Origin of the sequence: Actinomadura sp. 6N118 (genome assembly GCF_044326415.1) — a bacterium.
Lineage (GTDB): Bacteria > Actinomycetota > Actinomycetes > Streptosporangiales > Streptosporangiaceae > Spirillospora.
This window is the reverse complement of sequence record NZ_JBIRAZ010000040.1, coordinates 38,697-55,319: the sequence shown is the minus strand read 5'-3', so window position 1 is coordinate 55,319 and position 16,623 is coordinate 38,697. Positions and strand designations below refer to the sequence as shown.

At 68.2% G+C, this 16,623-nt stretch carries 14 protein-coding genes; 3 read left to right on the top strand and 11 right to left on the bottom strand.

The genetic code is table 11. From position 1 onward, the window contains the following. Positions 1-41: 41 nt before the first annotated feature. The 5 genes from ACH34W_RS52435 to ACH34W_RS52415 form a co-directional block, all read right to left on the bottom strand. A complete protein-coding gene (locus ACH34W_RS52435) occupies positions 42-1,034 on the bottom strand; it encodes a D-alanine--D-alanine ligase (protein ID WP_395968794.1) in 993 nt (330 codons plus the stop codon). Positions 1,035-1,116: 82 nt separating this feature from the next. Then, the gene (alr, locus tag ACH34W_RS52430; protein ID WP_395968793.1) at positions 1,117-2,181 is read right to left on the bottom strand and encodes an alanine racemase; all 1,065 of its coding nucleotides are present in this window, start codon (positions 2,179-2,181) and stop codon (positions 1,117-1,119) included. Positions 2,182-2,255: 74 nt separating this feature from the next. After that, positions 2,256-2,909 (bottom strand): M15 family metallopeptidase, encoded by a 654-nt coding sequence (locus ACH34W_RS52425; protein ID WP_395968792.1) that lies wholly within the window; start codon positions 2,907-2,909, stop codon positions 2,256-2,258. 480 nt (positions 2,910-3,389) lie between these two features. After that, a complete protein-coding gene (locus ACH34W_RS52420) occupies positions 3,390-3,815 on the bottom strand; it encodes an MmcQ/YjbR family DNA-binding protein (RefSeq protein ID WP_395968791.1) in 426 nt (141 codons plus the stop codon). Between the two features lie 282 nt (positions 3,816-4,097). After that, positions 4,098-5,351: a vanadium-dependent haloperoxidase gene (locus tag ACH34W_RS52415; RefSeq protein ID WP_395968790.1), complete on the bottom strand. Its 1,254-nt coding sequence runs from the start codon at positions 5,349-5,351 to the stop codon at positions 4,098-4,100. A 426-nt stretch (positions 5,352-5,777) separates the two neighbouring features. Between ACH34W_RS52415 and ACH34W_RS52410 the strand changes: the two genes are divergently transcribed. From ACH34W_RS52410 to ACH34W_RS52400, 3 genes are all read left to right on the top strand, one after another. After that, positions 5,778-5,963, top strand: coding sequence for a hypothetical protein (locus ACH34W_RS52410; protein ID WP_395968789.1), 186 nt, complete (start codon positions 5,778-5,780; stop codon positions 5,961-5,963). 580 nt (positions 5,964-6,543) lie between these two features. Continuing rightward, positions 6,544-8,286 carry an ABC transporter ATP-binding protein gene (locus tag ACH34W_RS52405; protein WP_395968788.1) on the top strand — a complete coding sequence of 581 codons (1,743 nt, stop codon included), beginning with the start codon at positions 6,544-6,546 and terminating at the stop codon, positions 8,284-8,286. 192 nt (positions 8,287-8,478) lie between these two features. Continuing rightward, a complete protein-coding gene (locus ACH34W_RS52400) occupies positions 8,479-8,724 on the top strand; it encodes a hypothetical protein (protein WP_395968787.1) in 246 nt (81 codons plus the stop codon). Between the two features lie 66 nt (positions 8,725-8,790). Here the strand turns inward: ACH34W_RS52400 and ACH34W_RS52395 are convergent, their stop codons facing one another. The 6 genes from ACH34W_RS52395 to ACH34W_RS52370 all read right to left on the bottom strand — a co-directional run bounded on the left by ACH34W_RS52395 (position 8,791) and on the right by ACH34W_RS52370 (position 16,599). Further along, the gene (locus ACH34W_RS52395) at positions 8,791-10,476 is read right to left on the bottom strand and encodes an ABC transporter ATP-binding protein (protein WP_395968786.1); all 1,686 of its coding nucleotides are present in this window, start codon (positions 10,474-10,476) and stop codon (positions 8,791-8,793) included. A 2-nt stretch (positions 10,477-10,478) separates the two neighbouring features. Beyond that, a complete protein-coding gene (locus tag ACH34W_RS52390; RefSeq protein WP_395968785.1) occupies positions 10,479-12,353 on the bottom strand; it encodes an ABC transporter ATP-binding protein in 1,875 nt (624 codons plus the stop codon). 2 nt (positions 12,354-12,355) lie between these two features. Further along, a complete protein-coding gene (locus tag ACH34W_RS52385) occupies positions 12,356-13,405 on the bottom strand; it encodes an iron-siderophore ABC transporter substrate-binding protein (RefSeq protein WP_395968784.1) in 1,050 nt (349 codons plus the stop codon). Positions 13,406-13,549: 144 nt separating this feature from the next. Further along, a complete protein-coding gene (locus ACH34W_RS52380) occupies positions 13,550-14,389 on the bottom strand; it encodes an ABC transporter ATP-binding protein (RefSeq protein ID WP_395968783.1) in 840 nt (279 codons plus the stop codon). A gap of 96 nt (positions 14,390-14,485) precedes the next feature. Then, positions 14,486-15,547, bottom strand: a complete 1,062-nt coding sequence (locus tag ACH34W_RS52375; RefSeq protein ID WP_395968782.1) for a FecCD family ABC transporter permease — start codon at positions 15,545-15,547, stop codon at positions 14,486-14,488. Further along, positions 15,544-16,599: a FecCD family ABC transporter permease gene (locus ACH34W_RS52370; RefSeq protein WP_395968781.1), complete on the bottom strand. Its 1,056-nt coding sequence runs from the start codon at positions 16,597-16,599 to the stop codon at positions 15,544-15,546. The genes ACH34W_RS52375 and ACH34W_RS52370 overlap by 4 nt, the downstream gene beginning before the upstream one ends. Positions 16,600-16,623 lie beyond the last annotated feature (24 nt).

The following is a 16,623-nucleotide window of genomic DNA, read 5'->3' as shown; positions in this document are numbered from 1 at the left end:
GCCTTTCGCGACGTCTGCCCAGCCTTCTCAGGTCGGCCGGGTCATGCCTTCACCCGCTCAGAGCCCGGGCTTGTGGGTCCGGGCACGGTGGCAGCGTCGATCAAGCGCGCGACGAGCTGCTCGTAGGGCAGTCCGGCTGCGGCGAACATTCTCGGTACCTGGGACTCGGCCGTCATTCCGGGCATGGTGTTGACTTCGTTGAGGACGGGTCCGTGGTCGGTGAGGAAGAAGTCGATGCGGGCGACACCGGCGCAGCCGAGCGCGTCGAACATCCGCAGCGCCGCCCTGGTCAGGGCCGCCCGGTCTGCGCTGTCGATGTCGGCGGGCACACTGAACCGAGCCGAACCGTCGTATTTGGACAGGGTGTCGAACACGCCGTCGGTGTGGATCTCCAGCGGCGGTGACGCCCATCGACGGCCATCGGCCTCACGCAGAACGGCCACATCGATCTCCCGGCCCACGACGACGTCCTCGATCAGGATCCGGTCGTCGAATCGCGCCGCACAGCTCAGCGCGTCGCGTAGCTGGGAGGCGTCGCGTGCCAGGGCGACACCGAAACTCGACCCGGCCGAGGCCGGCTTCACCACCACATGCGTCTCGAACTCGATGCCCGCGATGTCTGCCGCCGCCACCAGCCGGCCGGGAGCAGTCCGGATCCCGACGGCCTGCGCCACGAGCTTGGTCGCCCACTTGTCCATGCCGACCGCTCCGGCCCGCAGGCCCGAGCCGGTCAATGGCGTATGCGTGAGGGCGCACAACGCCGCGAGGGTCCCGTCCTCGCCGGACGGGCCGTGGACTGCGGGGAAGACGGCGTCGGCACGTTCGATGACGCTCAATGCCGCCGCCAAGGACCCGATGGGCTGCGACCCGAGCGCATCGGTTCCTCGCCCCCATATCCCGTCGCGGTCGATGGTCAGCTCGTCAACGTCGAATCCGCTGGAACGCAGCGCCTGCGCGACCGCTGTGGCAGTGGCCAGGGAGACCTCGTGCTCGGCGTTCTGTCCGCCGCCGATCACCACGATTCGCCGTGTCACGCGATGCCCCCTTTCACGCGGTGCTCCCTTTCACGCGGTGCTCCCTTTCACGCGGTGCTCCCTTTCACGCGGTGCTCCTTTTTCACGCAATGCTCCTTTTCACACGCGGCCCGATGCCGGTGACGATGGTGTGCGGAATGGTCCCGGCCCAACGAGCCCAGTCGTGGATGGTCGGGGTCGCGCCCCCGTCCGGGCCGAACACGGTCGCGGACGTGCCGACCGGGAAGGACTCGGCACCGGTATCGATCACGATCTGGTCCATCGAGACCCGTCCGACGACCGGAAAACGGCGCCCGCGGATCTCAACGCCGGCCTGGGGCAAGCGCTCTCGCGGGATCCCATCGGCGTACCCGAGGGGGAGGACGCTCAGATGGGTGGCACGATCGGTGACATACGTGCCGGCGTAACCAACCGTCGTTCCAGCCGGGGCCGCCGTCGTGTGCACGATCGGTGCGGTCAGACGGGACGCGCCGTGCATCTCCACGGTCCCGGACGGATCGATACCGACCAGTCCCGCCCCGACGCGGACCATGCCGAAATGTGTCGCCGGATCGGTCACCGTCCCCGACGTGGCCGCAAGATGTGCCAGCGGCGAACCGAGCCCCGCCGCCCGGACCACCTTCAGCGCCTCGTGCATACCGGCGACCGCCGGTGCGTTCGCCACGGGGTCGGCCCGGTCGGCCAGCGGAAGATGCCCCATGACACCCACGACGCGGACCCTGCGAGCCTGCTGACCACGCTGCGCGAGAGCGATCAGTTCGTCCCACTGCCTGCGGGGGCAGCCGCCACGGGACATTCCGGTGTCCACATGCAGATGAACCCGCACCGCCGTCGCAGCGCGTGACGCGGCTTGCCCAACCAGCGCGCCGAGCTCGTCCACCGACCCGACCGCGACATCGACCCTCGCGGCCACGGCCGCCTCAGCGTCGATCCCGCAGGGGTGCAGCCAGGTGAGGATCGGCACCGCCAACCCCGCGGCGCGCAACGCGGAAGCCTCCGCGACGCTCGTCGTCCCGAGCCACCCGGCACCGGCGGCCACGGCAGCCTTGGCGACCGTGACGGCGCCGTGGCCGTAACCGTCGGCCTTGACCACGGCCATGACCTTGCTCTGAGTCCGCGCACGAATCTTGGCCACGTTCGCAGTCACCGCCACAGGCAGCGTCTGCAAGGTCGGCGGTCGAAACGTACCTGCCCGTCGCTCAAGCGCGACCGGGACCCGATTCACGGCTGCGTCCTCGGGTCGTCAGCCGGATCCGCATACCTCGGCGGCCAACTGTCGTCAGCATCGGAACGCAGCGCGTCATGCCAAGGCTCATTGCCATAGATCTGACACAGCCCGTACGCGGCGCCGTGCTCAGACAACCAAGCCGAGGCGTCCGGATGCGGCAGCCGGACCGGTGCGACCGTGCGGTATTCGAAGTGCCACCACTCGTTGTCGTAGATGCGGTAGAGCCCGTATCGTCCGCCGTGCTGTTCGAGCCACCGTGCGCCTTCGGTCGGCCGGACGTCGAGTGCGAGTCCTCGTACGTGGCTGGATTCTTGTGGTGGCAGCACCCGGCGCCGTGCCGCGGTCACCGAGCCGGTGCGCTGCACTTCGGCGGTGAAGATCTGGTGCTGTTGTGCCGCGTCGCGGTATCCGGAGGTGAGGCCGATCAGTTGCCGGTCGCGCCAGAACGCCTCGGCCCGCGCGTGGGTGAACGCCGCCAGCGTTTCCGGTGTCAGCCCGCGCAGATCCTCAGCGGGAAACCGCATGCCCAACGCCCACTGGCAGGCCAGGAAGCGGGCGTGGCCCGGCGCACGGCAGAAGGCAATCGGCACCAGCAGCACCGCAACGAACCGAGTGACGGCCGCCAGAACGCGCGCTTTGATAGCCAAGGGTGGATTCGCCACAACTCACCACCCAAGGGTCAAGCCGTACGCAGGGCCTCGGCAGGCGAGAGTCGGACGGCGCACAGGGCGGACATCGGGCCCGCGATCGCTGCACCGAGAATCGACCAGACTGACAAGCCCGCTCCTGCGCCTACAACGGGCTGGCGCTGATACTGATGAGCTGTGGTCCATGCCTCCACTGCAGACGGAGGACCGTTGCGGTGGCGTATGGGTTTTTGGATACGCCCGCGATACACCGAATCCCCGGGCATTAAGGAACCGGCGCAAGCCGGCAGTGCGAGAGAGTCCTGCCGCTGGTAATCGCCACAGCCCGGCTACTGCAGATGCTGGACGACTCGTAGCATCCAGGACGGGACCACTTCTTCACCCAACTCGGACTCGGCCCCGCCGTCGCAAGTTCAACCGCCGCACCCGCACCGGCTCAGCCATCCCCAACCACCTCACCCCGCAGCGCCCTCGGCGCCATCAAGGCGGGGGATGAGCGTTGAGCCAGGCTGTAGCTCGGCGGGCTGACGCGCGTGACAACCACGCGTCCTGAACTATCTCTGCCAATTCGTCCCGGGTGAGCTCGCCGATACGGCTGGCCCGCAGTAGCACAGACAGGTGGCCTTTGAAATGCGCGGTGGTGAAAAACGGCGACGCCTCGTCCTGCACCAGCGCCTGCTTGTCTTCTTCGGACGCCACCCAGAAAACGATTACATCCTGATAGCGTTCCCCGGTCTCGGGATCGACGGCATCCGGCCGCGGATTGCGGAAGAAGACAAACGACTTCCCACCTACCTGGTAGATCGGATTGTCGCCGGTCCCGTGGTCAACGGTGACATGTGGCATAGCCAGAGCAAGCTCATGCACGTCCTCGACCCGCGCGGGCCTTCTCTCGTCGTCCGGCACGAACTCAGCCTAAGCGGCTTCGGTGGAGCGGGGCATGCTCTCCGACGATCAGCCTCACTGCGGCTGCCTAGACCAGCAGGGACATCGGTATCCACCCGTGAATGACCCGTCCACGCATGGGCGCGTCTGCTCCACCCGGAGCTCGGGAGTTCCGGGAGCTCCGGGAGGAGCCAACGCTACTTCGTTGATCCATGCGATCTGGGTCGCTGGGTGGCAACCCAGCTGGGCATCCTGGCCAGCCATGATGCCCATGGGCGGTGTCAGGGAGGGACCTTCTGGGGGTCAGTTGTTGCGGGGGCCGAATGCGTGGTTGAGGACGTCGCGGGTGACGGCCGCGCCGAGTTGATCGCCGTCCTTGGAGGCGAAGCGGTAGTGCACCCCTGCCCAGATCCTGGCCTGGACCAGCTCGGCCATGGCTTTGGAGAGGCTGGTGTAGCGGCGGGTCGTGCCGGAGTCGGCGCTGTAGGCGCTGAAGGAGAGGTTGTCGCGGCCGAAGAACTTCCGCAGGCTTGCCGTGGTCGCCGAGGTGAAGCAGGCGTGCCCTGACGGGTACTCCGCTGACGGCGCCGTGGTCCGCAGGGGAGTCCAGTCCGGGTCGGCGTCGGTGGCCGGGTTGCCATCGGTGTCGGCCAGCGGGATGGCCGTCACCGGACGCCAGAACCTCCAGAACTTCTTCTCCTGGTAGCAGGCGATCAGCGCGTCGGCGGCGGCCACGTCCACCATCGCGAACATGCGGGCCGTTTGCAGGGTGCCAAGCCGATGGGTCGTGGCGAGCTGGCGTTTGATCGCCCACTCCACCAGTCGCGGGTCGTCCCACCAGGTCGCCGCCTCGGTCTGGTCGGGCGTACGCACCGTGCTGGTGGCCGAGCCGAAGGTCTTGACCTCGTTCAGGTCGCGGGCATAGGCGGCGCTGCTCAGGGCAGGCGGCCCCGGGCTGCGGTAGTCGCCGGGGTCGCCGATGACGAATGGCTTCAGGGTGGCGAACCAGGCGCCGGTCTGGAGGAAGCCGGGCGGGGTCGGCCGCCACTGGCCCGGGGCGGTGCCGACGGGCCAGGTCGCATCGGAGAACGCGCCGTCGTTGCGGCGGGCATCGATCATGGCTGCGGCCGTGGCCTCGCCGACAGCGATGCCGCCGCGTTCTGAACGGCCGTCGGAGATCGCGGCGAGCGACTTCTCGTACTGCGCGCGCAAGGAGTCTGCCTGGCCGGGGAAGAGCCAGAGGAGCACACGGTAGGCCGCGGTGGCGACGGCTGCGGGGGCCGAGTCACCGGGCCGGCTGCGGGGAGCGATCAGGTACGGCTTGTACGGAGTGCCGGCGATCGCGTTGACCGCGTCGTACACCGCACCCTGCACTATCGCAAAGCTGCGGGCGGACGCTGTCGGTGATTGCCGGGCGACCTCGTAGATGGCGGTCTCAGCGTGGATATTCCAGGTGATGACGGCGTTGGATTGGGGGTTGGCGGCCGGCTGCGCTTGCGCCGCCTGTACTGCAGTGGTCGTAAACACCACCGGCACGGCCACAATAAGCGCGGTCATGACCGCCATCCCGCACAATCTGCGGAATGGTCCAGACTTACGAACACGATTCGTCATGGGCTCCCCATCGGCTGATCGGTGCCAGCTCACACAAGCGAAAACCAGTGTCCAACCACACTGAAGCCTGAGCAATGAGTTGATCTGGCCGGAACTGACCAGTGCGGCACAACATTTCAGCCGCGGATCGCCGTGGCACTGCTGCGGCGACCAGGGGTTATCCGAGCTTGACGCGGATCCTGGGAAAGGTGCCTTATCTCAAATCCCGCGGTAACTGCCGCAGTTCGTTGCTCGCCTGCTGTGGTCCGAGCGTCGCCATCGCCGCACGCCGACGGCAGCAGGACGTTGACCTGCTTCGGGCAGGCAGCACTGGACCTGCGGTAGCTGCGTAACCGCGCTGACCCGGCCGCGTTCGGGCGTGACCATGGTGTGTCGTGGGCGACCGCCTACCGCTGCCCCGGCGAGGCCGTCGGCGTGCTCGCCGCACACGCGCCCGATCCGGACGCCCGGATGCCGCCCGAACGCCGCCTGTGGTCCGAACGCCGTCTGGTGGCGCGAACGCCGTCTGGTGGCGCGGACGCCGTCTGGTGGCGCGGACGCCGCCTGGTGGCCTAGACCCCCGCCCGGTCACCCAGACCCCGCCCGGTTGCCCAGATCTCGCCGTCACTGGGCACAGGCCGAAACGTTCGCACATGCTGCCGACGCAGCGCTGACCCTCTTGGAGTGCGTCGGCTAGGAGGATGTCTCGTCTGAATCGCCTATGCCGAGTCTCGCGCGCAGGCGGCGATCGGCTGATGCGCCGCAAACAATCCTCGGGCCGTGGCTGCCCTGCGGTCCGGGTCGGCTTGTCTTCTGGCAACGCGGGTGCTGTGGAACGCACCAATTGGACAGGGCGGAGCGCGGCTGTAGCGGCGACGACACGGCGGAGTTTGGGTGAATGACCTCCTGAACGTCGGTTGTGAGGGCCTTGTCTTGCCGCGCGATTGCCTAAAGCGTTCGCGAAAAACCGTTCGCTTGCCCCGGACGGCCCGAGGGAGCATGGAGGAAGCGGGCGGCGTGGGAGGGCTGGGTGGCTGTACTAGGGGTACGACGTGGTTCCCAGAACGGCCAGTCGCCTCGGAAGCGAGCGGTTCTGCTGGCCTTGCGCTACTACTGCGATGTGCTGCGCCGTCAGTGGCGGGTCTCGATTCCCGCGATGGCTCTCCCAGCGCTCGGGAACACCTGCTTGTTCTACCTGACACCGCTGATGGTGGCCGCTCTGGTGGGGCATCTGGCCGGCGGCGGGGAGAGTGACCTTGGCGCGCTCCTGCCCTATGTCCTCGGCTTCGGCGGCCTCATGCTGGCAGGCGAGGCGCTATGGCGAGCGGGGCTGCACTTCCTCAACCGGGTGGACGCCCGCGGCATTGAGCGGCTCGGCATCGTGGGCATGGACGAGTTGTTCGCCAAAGACCCGGCGTTCTTCCACGAAAACTTCGCCGGCTCACTGACCAAACGGATCCTGAACTTCTCCAGCGGATTCGAAGACTTCGCCGACACCCTCGCTTTCTCGATCATTGCCAACGTGATCCCGCTGGCCTTCGCCTCGGTGATCCTGTGGCGGTATCACCCGGTCCTGGTCCTCGTGCTCCTGGGGCTGATCATCGTCACGGGCTTTCTCGTCACCCCGTTCATCCGCCGCCGGCAGGTGCTGGTGGACGAGCGCGAGGCCGCCAAGGTACGCGTGTCGGGCCATGTCGCCGACGTTCTGACCAACATGGAGACGGTCCGTGCGTTCGCCGCTGAGGATCGAGAGGCCGCCGAGTTCCGGGATCGTGTCGCCGAGCAGTCCCGGCTGTCACTGCGCTCCTGGGATTACGCCAACCTCAGAGTCGACACGATCGTCGCCCCGATGCTGATCCTGACCAGCATCCTGGGCCTGCTCGCCGCGGTGGGACTCCGTGGCGGCCTCGGGGTGGAGGCCATCGTGGTGACGTTCAGCTACTACACCAGCGCCACCCGGATCATGTTCGAGTTCAACCAGATCTACCGGCGGATAGAGAGCACGCTCACCGAGGCCGCGCAGTTCACCGAGTTGCTCCTGGATCCGCCGACCGTCGTCGACCCGCCCGATCCGCAGCCGTTGCGCCAGGCCGACGCGGCGGTCCGCTTTGAGCAGGTGCTTTTTGCGCATGGTGAAGGCCCACCCCTATTTGATGGGCTGGACCTGGAGATTCCCAGCGGTACCAAGGTCGGATTGGTGGGCCGGTCCGGCGGCGGCAAGACGAGCCTCACCCGGCTGTTGCTGCGTCTCATGGACGTCGACAGCGGCCGGATCCTCATCGGTGGCCAGGACATCGCCCGGCTGCGCCAGACCGACCTGCGCAGTCTGATCGCGTACGTCCCGCAGGAACCCGCGATGTTCCACCGGTCGGTGCACGACAACATCGCCTTCGCCCGGCCGGGCGCGACCAAGACCGAGGTGCTCCAGGCCGCGCAGGCGGCCCACGTCACCGAGTTCGCCGAGAACCTTCCGGACGGCTTCGACACGCTGGTCGGTGAACGAGGCGTCAAGCTCTCCGGCGGCCAGCGACAGCGCGTCGCACTCGCCCGCGCCATCCTCCGGGACGCCCCGATCCTGCTGCTGGACGAGGCGACCAGCGCCTTGGACTCCGAGAGCGAGCTTCTCGTCCAGGAGGCCCTGTGGCGCCTGATGCGCGACCGCACCGCACTGGTCGTCGCGCATCGCCTGAGTACGGTCGTCCGCATGGACCGCCTGGTGATTCTCGACCGCGGCCGCGTCCTTGAACAGGGCTCCCACCGAGAGCTCCTCCAGGCCAAGGGTCCCTACGCCCGTCTCTGGCACCACCAGTCCGGCGGCTTCCTCACTGACGACGCAACCCCGGGCCCCCTCGACCGCCGCCGACTGACCGGAAATCACATCCGGCAATCGGCTGATTAGCCGGATCCGACGATGGTCGGCCCTGCGCAATATGCTGCCTTGATCATCGAGCTCGAGCCGGCGGCAATCCAAGAGAAGCTGGATGCTCAGTGGGGATAATTAAACGCAACCTGGTGGGTATTGTCATAGGCGTTACCATTGTTTGTCCTGCCGTGTTGGTGCTGGTGGTTGTTTTAAGTTGCCTATCTGTTGGTGGAAGCCGGGCCCGAACAAGCCCTCACCTGGCGGACCGGGCACATGCGCGGCGAAGGGGCGCTGCCCGACCTGTTCTTCCCCGCAGATCACTCCTGGCTCGTCAGCGCCCTCTGGGATGACAGCTGGACCAACATCGGCGGGACCGCCGCGTTGATCAGCGCCCTGCATGGCAATCCGCTGGTCAACGCACGCCCCGTCGGGCCCGACGAAGACGCCCTCCCACCAGGACTCACGCGCGATTAACCGCGCGGAGTCTGCCTGCCGGGGCTTCGCTGACGGGGCGTTTCGCGGGCTGCCTCATTGCGTGGGTCAGCGGGCTACGGCTTGGCGGTAGGCCTTGTCGGTGCTTAGGAGGTTTCGGTGCGTGTCTTCTGTGGTGATGACGCCGTCGTCCAGGACTAGGACTCGGTCGGCGGCGTCTAGGAGGGGTGGGCTGCTCGTTAGCACGATGGTGGTGCGGTTGCGGCGTAGCTTGGCGATGTTGCGGGCTATGAGTTGTTCGGTGACTGCGTCGACGGCGGTCGTCGGGTCGTGCAGGACGAGGATGTCGGTGTCGGCGGCCAGGGCGCGGGCCAGAGATAGCCGTTGGCGCTGGCCGCCGGAAAGGTTCGCGCCGCGGTCGCGGACGCCGTAGTCGAGTCCTTCGCGGTGGAGGGCGACGACGTCGGTCAGCATGGACGCTTCGACCGCCTCGGGGATCAGGCGGCTGGTCCCCGACGGGTCGATGTTGGTACGGAGGGTGCCTGCGAAGATCTCCCCGTCGTAGGGGTTCACCAGCATGTGTTCGCGGATGGATTCGATGGAGAGGTCCGCCGTGTCCTGACCGCTGATCCGCACCACACCGGCGTGCGAGTGGGGAGGGACGTTGACGGCGAGGATTGCCGCTAGATCGGCCGCCGCGCGTGGCTGGTAGGCGGCGATCGCCACGAACTCGCCGGCGGACACATGGAACTTCAGCTTGCGCAGGGACCCGTACCGGACGCAGTCGACCTCGAGATCGCTGTTGGGGGCCGGGTGTTTCGGACCGGGGGTCATTGCCGGGGGCGCTGCCAGCACCAATGCCATCCGCTCGGCTGACGCGCGCGCAATCATCACGTACTTCGGCATCTCGGAAAACAGCTTGAGCGGTTCCATGATGAACTGCGCCAGACCCACGGCCATGACGAGCTCTCCGATGGTGATCTGGCCCTGGAACGCGAGGTGGCCTGCGGTCAGGGTCACGGCGGCGGCGAGGATCGCGTTGAGGGCCAGCGCGGTGCCTGCGTACGCGCCGTTCACCTTGGCGACGGTGATCGCCTGGTGCTTCGCCTCCGTGCTGACCTTCCGGTAGGAGTGGAACGCCGCGTGGTTGCCGCCGAAGCCGCGCAGGGGGCGCAAGCCGGTGATCAGGTCGGCGACCTTCGCACCCGCGCGGGCTACACGGGCCTGTTGCTCTTGAGTGCTTGCGCCTATCCGCTTGGACATCACGCTCAGGATCGACAGGATCGCGACGGTTCCGATGATGACCAGCAGGCCGAGCCGGACGTCGGCCATGCCCAGCGCGACCGCCGCGATCAGTACCGCGACCAGCGAGCTGATCAGGAGCGGCACCACCTCGATGATGTCGGCGGTCTGGTCGGCGTCCTCGGTGGCGATGGTCAGCGCTTCGCCGGACTTGAGGTCGACGTCCCTGGCCACCGGCTGGAGCCCGCAGGCCGCGACCCGTACCCGCCAGCGGTGAGCCTCGGTCGTGTTGGCCTTCTGCAGAATGCGCATCCCGAACCGCCACGAGTACGAGACGGTCGTGATGATCACGGCGAGCGCGGCGATCGACAGGCCGAGTGAGCCCAGGTTCCGGTCTCGCATCGTGTGTTCGACGATCAGCCCGAGCGCGATGGGGAAGGCGGTCTCGCCTGCTTGGTACATGCCCATGAGGGCGGTGCCCCAGGTCATGGCGCCGACGTTGCGGCGCAATGCGGTCCTGAGGATCTCGGACCCCGTTTCAGGAGTCGTCATTGCTAGCTACCTTCTCGCCAGGCTCGCCACAGTTGCGCGTATCGACCGCCCAGAGCCACGAGCTCTTCGTGAGTGCCCTGCTCCACCATGCGTCCCGCGTCCAGCACGGCGATCCGGTCAGCCGCCACCGCCTGGGTCAGCCGGTGCGCCACGAACAACGTGGTGCGGCCCATGCAGGCGGCCAGCACGGCACGTTCAAGCTCGGCGGCGCCCTGGCTCCCCGCCTCCGCGGTTGACTCGTCCAAGACCACCACCGGCGAACGGCCCAGCACCAGCCGGGCCAGGGCGATCTGGGTGACCTTGGTGACGTCCAGGCGCTCGCCGCCCTCGCCGACCATGGTGTTCAGCCCATCGGGCAGCGTGTCGACCCATCCGTCGGCGCCGACTGTGCGCAAGGCGTCCATCAGCTCGCCGTCGGTCGCCTCCGGCGCGGCCAAGCGCAGGTCGTCGGCGAGTGCACCGGAGAACACGTGCGTCTCCTGCGTCAGGATGCTCACCAGGGCGCGCGCGCCCGCCTCATCCAGATCGGCGAGGTCGGTCGACCCGATGCGCACCGATCCGGCCTGCGGGCTCCCGATACCCGCGATCAGCGCGGCCAGGGTCGTCTTTCCCGCGCCCGTCGCCCCCACCAGCGCGAGCGAGGCCCCGGCCGGGATCGTCAGGTCGACCTCCCGAAGGACCGGCTCTTCAGAGTCCGGGTAGCTGAACGTCAGCCCCTTGACCGTCACCGCGTACGCCGCGCTGTCCGCCGGCGTGGCCTTTGCCGTCGCGGTGTCCGGTGACGCGTTCGCTGTCGTGGTGTCCGGTGACGTGGCGTTCGCTGGCGTGGTGTTTGCTGACGCGACTGCGGGAGCGCCTACCAGGCGTTCCTCTGTGGGCTCTCCCAGGACGCCTACCAGCCGGGTCAGGCTTGCGCCTGACTTTTGTGCCTCGTCGAAGGTGAACATGATGGCGCCGAGAGGATTGAACAGCCGGTGGAACATCAGAGGGGCCGCCGATACCTCGCCCAGGCTGGCGGCGTCGGCTTCCAGCAGGGCATAGCCCACCAGGATGATCAGGACCAGGCCGATGAACTCGGCGCGGTTTTCTCTGCCGACGAACCGGCCGAAGAGCCGGAACACCTCGATGCCGAAATCACGCACGCGCCACGACTCGCTGGTCACCTTTTCGCGGAAGGCTCCTTCGAGGCGATACGCCCGGACTGTGTCGATCCCGTTCAGGCCGCTGATCAGCGCTTGCGCGCGGTCGGCCTGGGCCGCCCGCTGCTTTTGGTAGAGCGGGGCGGACCGGGGGAGATACCAGCGCAGGGCCAGCGCGTACGCGGGCAGCGCGCCGGCGCCCGCCAGGCCGAGCCGCCAGTCCAAGCCGAACATGCCGACGGTGGCGATGACGACCAGCACGCCCGCCGAGAAGATCGTGGGGATGGCCGTCCGGATGCCCTTCGACAGCACGGCCACGTCGTCGCCGACCCTGGAGAGCACGTCTCCCCGGCCGACCTGCTCGATCCGTGCGCTCGGCATGCCCAGCACCGCCCGGACGGCGCCCTCTCGCAGCCGTGCGAGGAGATCCGCGCCCAGCCTGCCGATCAGGTATGTCGACGCAGCGGTGGCCGCCGCGCCAAGCAGCGCGGCGGCCACCATCAGGACTCCGATCGTGACCAGGGTCGATGGCGATTCGCCCTTGACCACCCCGTCGACCACCCGGCCGAGCAGGAGTACCGGCAACACCTGAAGCGCCGCCCCAGCGACCGTGGTGAGCACGGTGGCGAGTGCCAGCCATGGCACTTCGCGGCAGTGCGCCGCGACCCATCGGGTGGCTTCGCGTCCGGTCGCAGTGAGCAGGGTCGCCGGGGTGGTGCGTGTGTCGGTGGGGCTCACACCTAGCCGACCGACTTGACCATCTCGTCGATCGCGTACGGCAGGGACAGCAGGGTGCCCTGGGACATGGCCGCGCCGACCGCCGGGCCCTCGCTGTCCAGCAGGTACGACACCTTCCCGTTCTTGACCGCGGAGAGGTTGGTGAACAGCTTGAACTTCTTCAGCGCCGTCTGGTCCGCCTGGTCGTTGATGACGAAGACGCGGTCGACATCGATGAGGTCGATGCGTTCGGGGGACAACGTGGTGAAGAACTTGCCGCCCGCGATCTTGTCGATCTCGGTGGCGCCCTTGAAGCCGATGCCCGAGATCAGCCGTCCGCGTACGTCGGTGGTGGTGAACGGCGCGACCGAGTCCTTGTACCAGGACAGCGCGACGGCGGTCTGGTTCGCGAACTCCGGGTGCGCCTTACGGGCGGCGTCGAGCTTGGCCTGGATGCCCTGCACCTGCTTGGTGCCCTCGGCCTCCTTGCCGAGCGCCTTGGCGATGTGCACGGCGTTGTCCTGCCAGGGCGCGCTGAACGGCTCCTTCTCGGCCTTGGTGCGTCCCACCGTCGGGGCGATCTTGGACAGCTTGTCGTAGGCGGCCTGGTCGATCTCGGAGTAGACCGCGATGATCAGATCCGGACGGAGCGCGGCGATCTTCTCGAAGTTCGGGCCGGAGTCGCCGTTGTTCATGACGACCTCGGGACGGGTGCCGCCCCACTTGTCCTTCACCCAGGGCCACTGGGTGTTGATGTCGGGGGACTTGCCCGGCGGGTTCGGGTACTGGTCGACCATGCCGACCGGCTTGACGCCGAGCGCCAGGATGGCCTGGTCGTCGGTGTAGCCGACCGAGACGACCCGCTCGGGGGCCTTATCGATCTTCGTCGACCCGAACGCGTGCTCCACGGTGACCGGGAACACGCCGGCCGCGGCGGCCGGAGCGGTGTCGCTCTGCTTGTCCGTGGAGTCGGAGCCGCATCCCGCGAGCAGGCCGGCGCTGAGGGTCGCGGCGGACAGTACCGCCGCCAATTGCCGCCAGGACGTCGTCAGCGTCGTTCGTCGGAGGGCCAATCGAAATCCCTTGCTTTCACGCTGTCCACCTGCAACCCCGTCTAGGGCAGGCACACCCTAACATGCAGAAATAAGGGCAGCCTAACCTAACTTTGATCTTGTCCTCACGTGTCGTCCCTTGTCAGACACGTCCTAGCCGTGCCTCTAGCCGGACTGGACGTGCGCACGGCCGATCGGCACGATGAGCGGCCGGTCGCCCACCGGGTCGTCGATCACCTTGGCGCGCAGCCCGAACGCCTTGTACAGGAGCTCGGCGGTGATCACGTCACGCGGATGCCCCTCCGCCAGGATCGACCCCGCTCGCATCACGATGAGGTTGTCGCTGTAGCGCGTGGCCAGGTTGAGATCGTGAAGCACCATGACCACGGTGCGTCCCGACTCGTGCAGGTCGTCCACCAGGTCGAGCACGTCGATCGCGTGGGCCAGGTCCAGGTAGGTGGTCGGCTCGTCCAGCAACAGCAGGTCGGTGCCCTGGGCCAGGGTCATCGAGATCCAGACGCGCTGACGCTGCCCGCCGGACAGCGTGTCGACCGGGCGGTCGGCCAGGTCGGCCACCCCGGTCATGGTCAGCGCGCGTTCCACGACGGCGGCGTCGTCCGACGACCACTGCCGCAACCAGCTCTGATGCGGATGGCGGCCCCTGGCGACAAGGTCGGCCACCGTCAGCCCGTCCGGCGCGACCGGTGCCTGCGGCAACAGGCCGAGCTTCTTCGCCACGTCCCTGGTCTTGAGCTTGACGATGTCCGCGCCGTCCAGCACGACCGTGCCCTTCGCCGGTTTGAGCAGCCGTGACAGGGTCCGCAGCAGGGTCGACTTCCCGCAGCCGTTGCGGCCGATGATCGTGGTGATCACCCCCGGCGGGATCGCCACATCAAGGTCCTCGATGACCAGCCGGCCGCCGTATCCGACCGCGACGTCCCGGGCCGCCAGCGGCGGGGCGTCATCGACCCCCGGCTCGTTCCCGTTGATGTGCTGAGCGGCCACAAGATCTCCTTTATTGGCTTTGCCCGACGCTCGCATCGCCGGCTGGGGCTCGCCTGTCTGAGGTTGCTTCTCTGAGGTCTGCTCATCTGAGGTTCGCTATCTGAGGTTCGCTCTCACCAGCAGATAGACCAGGAAGGGGCCGCCGATCGCGGCGGTGACCACGCCGACCGGGAGGGTGACAGGCAGCGCCGTGCGCGCCACCAGGTCCGCACCGATCAGCAGCAACGCGCCCACCAGACCGGAGGCCACCAGCGGCGGCGTCGGGAACCTCGCCAGCCGCATCGCCACCTGCGGCGCCACCAGCGCGACGAACGGGACCGGGCCTGCCGCGCTCACCGCCACACCGGCCAGCAGCACCGCGCACAACAACATGGCCGCGCGCACCACCGAGTACCGGACGCCCAGGCCCGCGGCGACCTCGTCGCCGAAGTGCATCGGCCTGAACTGGAACGCGACGCCTGCCACGACGACCATGAGGACGAGCGTGCACCAGAGCGCAATTCGGACCTCGTCCCACGATCGGCCGTCCAGCGAGCCCACCAGCCATGCCTGGGCCCGGGCCACGTCTCTGATGTCGGCCGTGACCAGCAGCCAACTCGTGATCGCTTCCATCGCGGCGCTCACCGAGATGCCGATGAGGATGAGCCGGAAGCCATCGATCCCGCGCCGCCACGCCAGGAAGTACACGAGCAGACCCGTGCCGAGACCTCCCGCGAGCGCTGCCGCGGACACTCCCACGGAGTTGGCGACCGCTGCGGCGGTCCCGCCTGACACCGTCACCAGGAACACCGCGACCGCACTCGCGCCCCCGGTGATCCCCAGGATGTCCGGGCTGGCCAGCGGGTTGCGCGCGATGGACTGCGTGATCGCCCCGGACACCCCGAGCGCGATCCCCACGATGAGCCCGGCGAGGGCACGCGGCATCCGCAGGTCCATGATCACGAACTTGTCGACCCGTTCGCCCTGACCGAGGATCGTGGCGATCACCCGGGGCAGCTCGATGGGGAAGTCGCCGACGCTGATGGACAGGCAGAACACCAGGAACGTCGCCGTCGCCAGCAGCAGCGTGACGAAGACAAGCCAGGGCCGCCACACGAACGACACCTGGCCGAGCCGTACGCCCGGTGCCACCGAGGGCTTCACGTCAGTCCCGTTCATGTGCTCTTGAACTTTCCGCGCCACACCAGGGCCGCGAAGAACGGTGCGCCGAGGATGGCGACGAGGACGCCCGCGTCGAGTTCGCCTGGCCGCACGACCAAGCGCCCGACGATGTCGCAGATCAGGAGGACGACCGCCCCGAGCAGACCCGCGTACGGCACCAGCCAGCGGTAGTCCGGCCCGGTCAGATACCGGGCCACATGGGCCACCATGAGCCCGAGGAAGGCGATGGGGCCGCACGCGGCCGTCGCCGCGCCCGCCAGCAGGGTGATGGCGAGGATGCCGACGGTCCGGGTCAGCGCGATGTTGACCCCTAGTACTCGCGCCACGTCGTCACCCATGTTGAGCAGGTTGATGGCGGGCAGCACGGTCAGTGCCAAGACCAGACCGACCGCGATGAACGCGGTCACCGGCCAGATGACGTCGAATCCGACACCGGCCACGGAGCCCGCGTTCCAGAACCGCCACGCGTTCAGAGCCTCCTTGTCGGACAGCGCGATCGCGGTGGTCATCGCCGCCAGGAACACCGTGACCCCCTGCCCGGCCAGCGCGAGCGTCAACGGGTTGCCGGCCCCTCGCCCGATGCTCGCCAGCCCGAACACGACGACGCCGGCGACCGCCGCACCCATGAAGGCGAACCAGACGTACTGGAACGGGTTGGACAATCCCAACAGGGCGGTCGCCGACACCACGGCGACCGAGGCGCCTGAGTTCACCCCCAGCAGGCCCGTGTCGGCGATCGGGTTGCGCGTGCACCCCTGGATCAGCGCCCCGCCGATTCCCAGGGCGACGCCGGCCACGATCGCGAGCACGGTCCGCGGCACCCGCACGGTCTGCACGATGAGCCTGATCTCCGTGAGCCGCTGGTCGGAGCCCGGCTCCACGAACAACCCGCGCCAGACCTCGCCGGGGGTCAGAGCCCGCGCGCCGACGGCCAGCGACACGGCCCCCGCGACCACGAGGACCGCCACGAGCACCCCCACCCCCATGACCCGCCGCCGCCGGAACGCCACGACCCCGGACGCGGGCCGCTTCTCCATGACCGTGCTCATCCGCGTCCGTCGAGTCCGGCAAGC

Coding starts and splice junctions, on each gene's coding strand:
- ACH34W_RS52375 (WP_395968782.1), bottom strand. CDS start 15,547: ATGAACGGGACTGACGTGAAGCCCTCGGTGGCACCGGGCGTACGGCTC.
- ACH34W_RS52405 (WP_395968788.1), top strand. CDS start 6,544: ATGGCTCTCCCAGCGCTCGGGAACACCTGCTTGTTCTACCTGACACCG.
- ACH34W_RS52395 (WP_395968786.1), bottom strand. CDS start 10,476: ATGACGACTCCTGAAACGGGGTCCGAGATCCTCAGGACCGCATTGCGC.
- ACH34W_RS52370 (WP_395968781.1), bottom strand. CDS start 16,599: ATGAGCACGGTCATGGAGAAGCGGCCCGCGTCCGGGGTCGTGGCGTTC.
- ACH34W_RS52415 (WP_395968790.1), bottom strand. CDS start 5,351: ATGACCGCGCTTATTGTGGCCGTGCCGGTGGTGTTTACGACCACTGCA.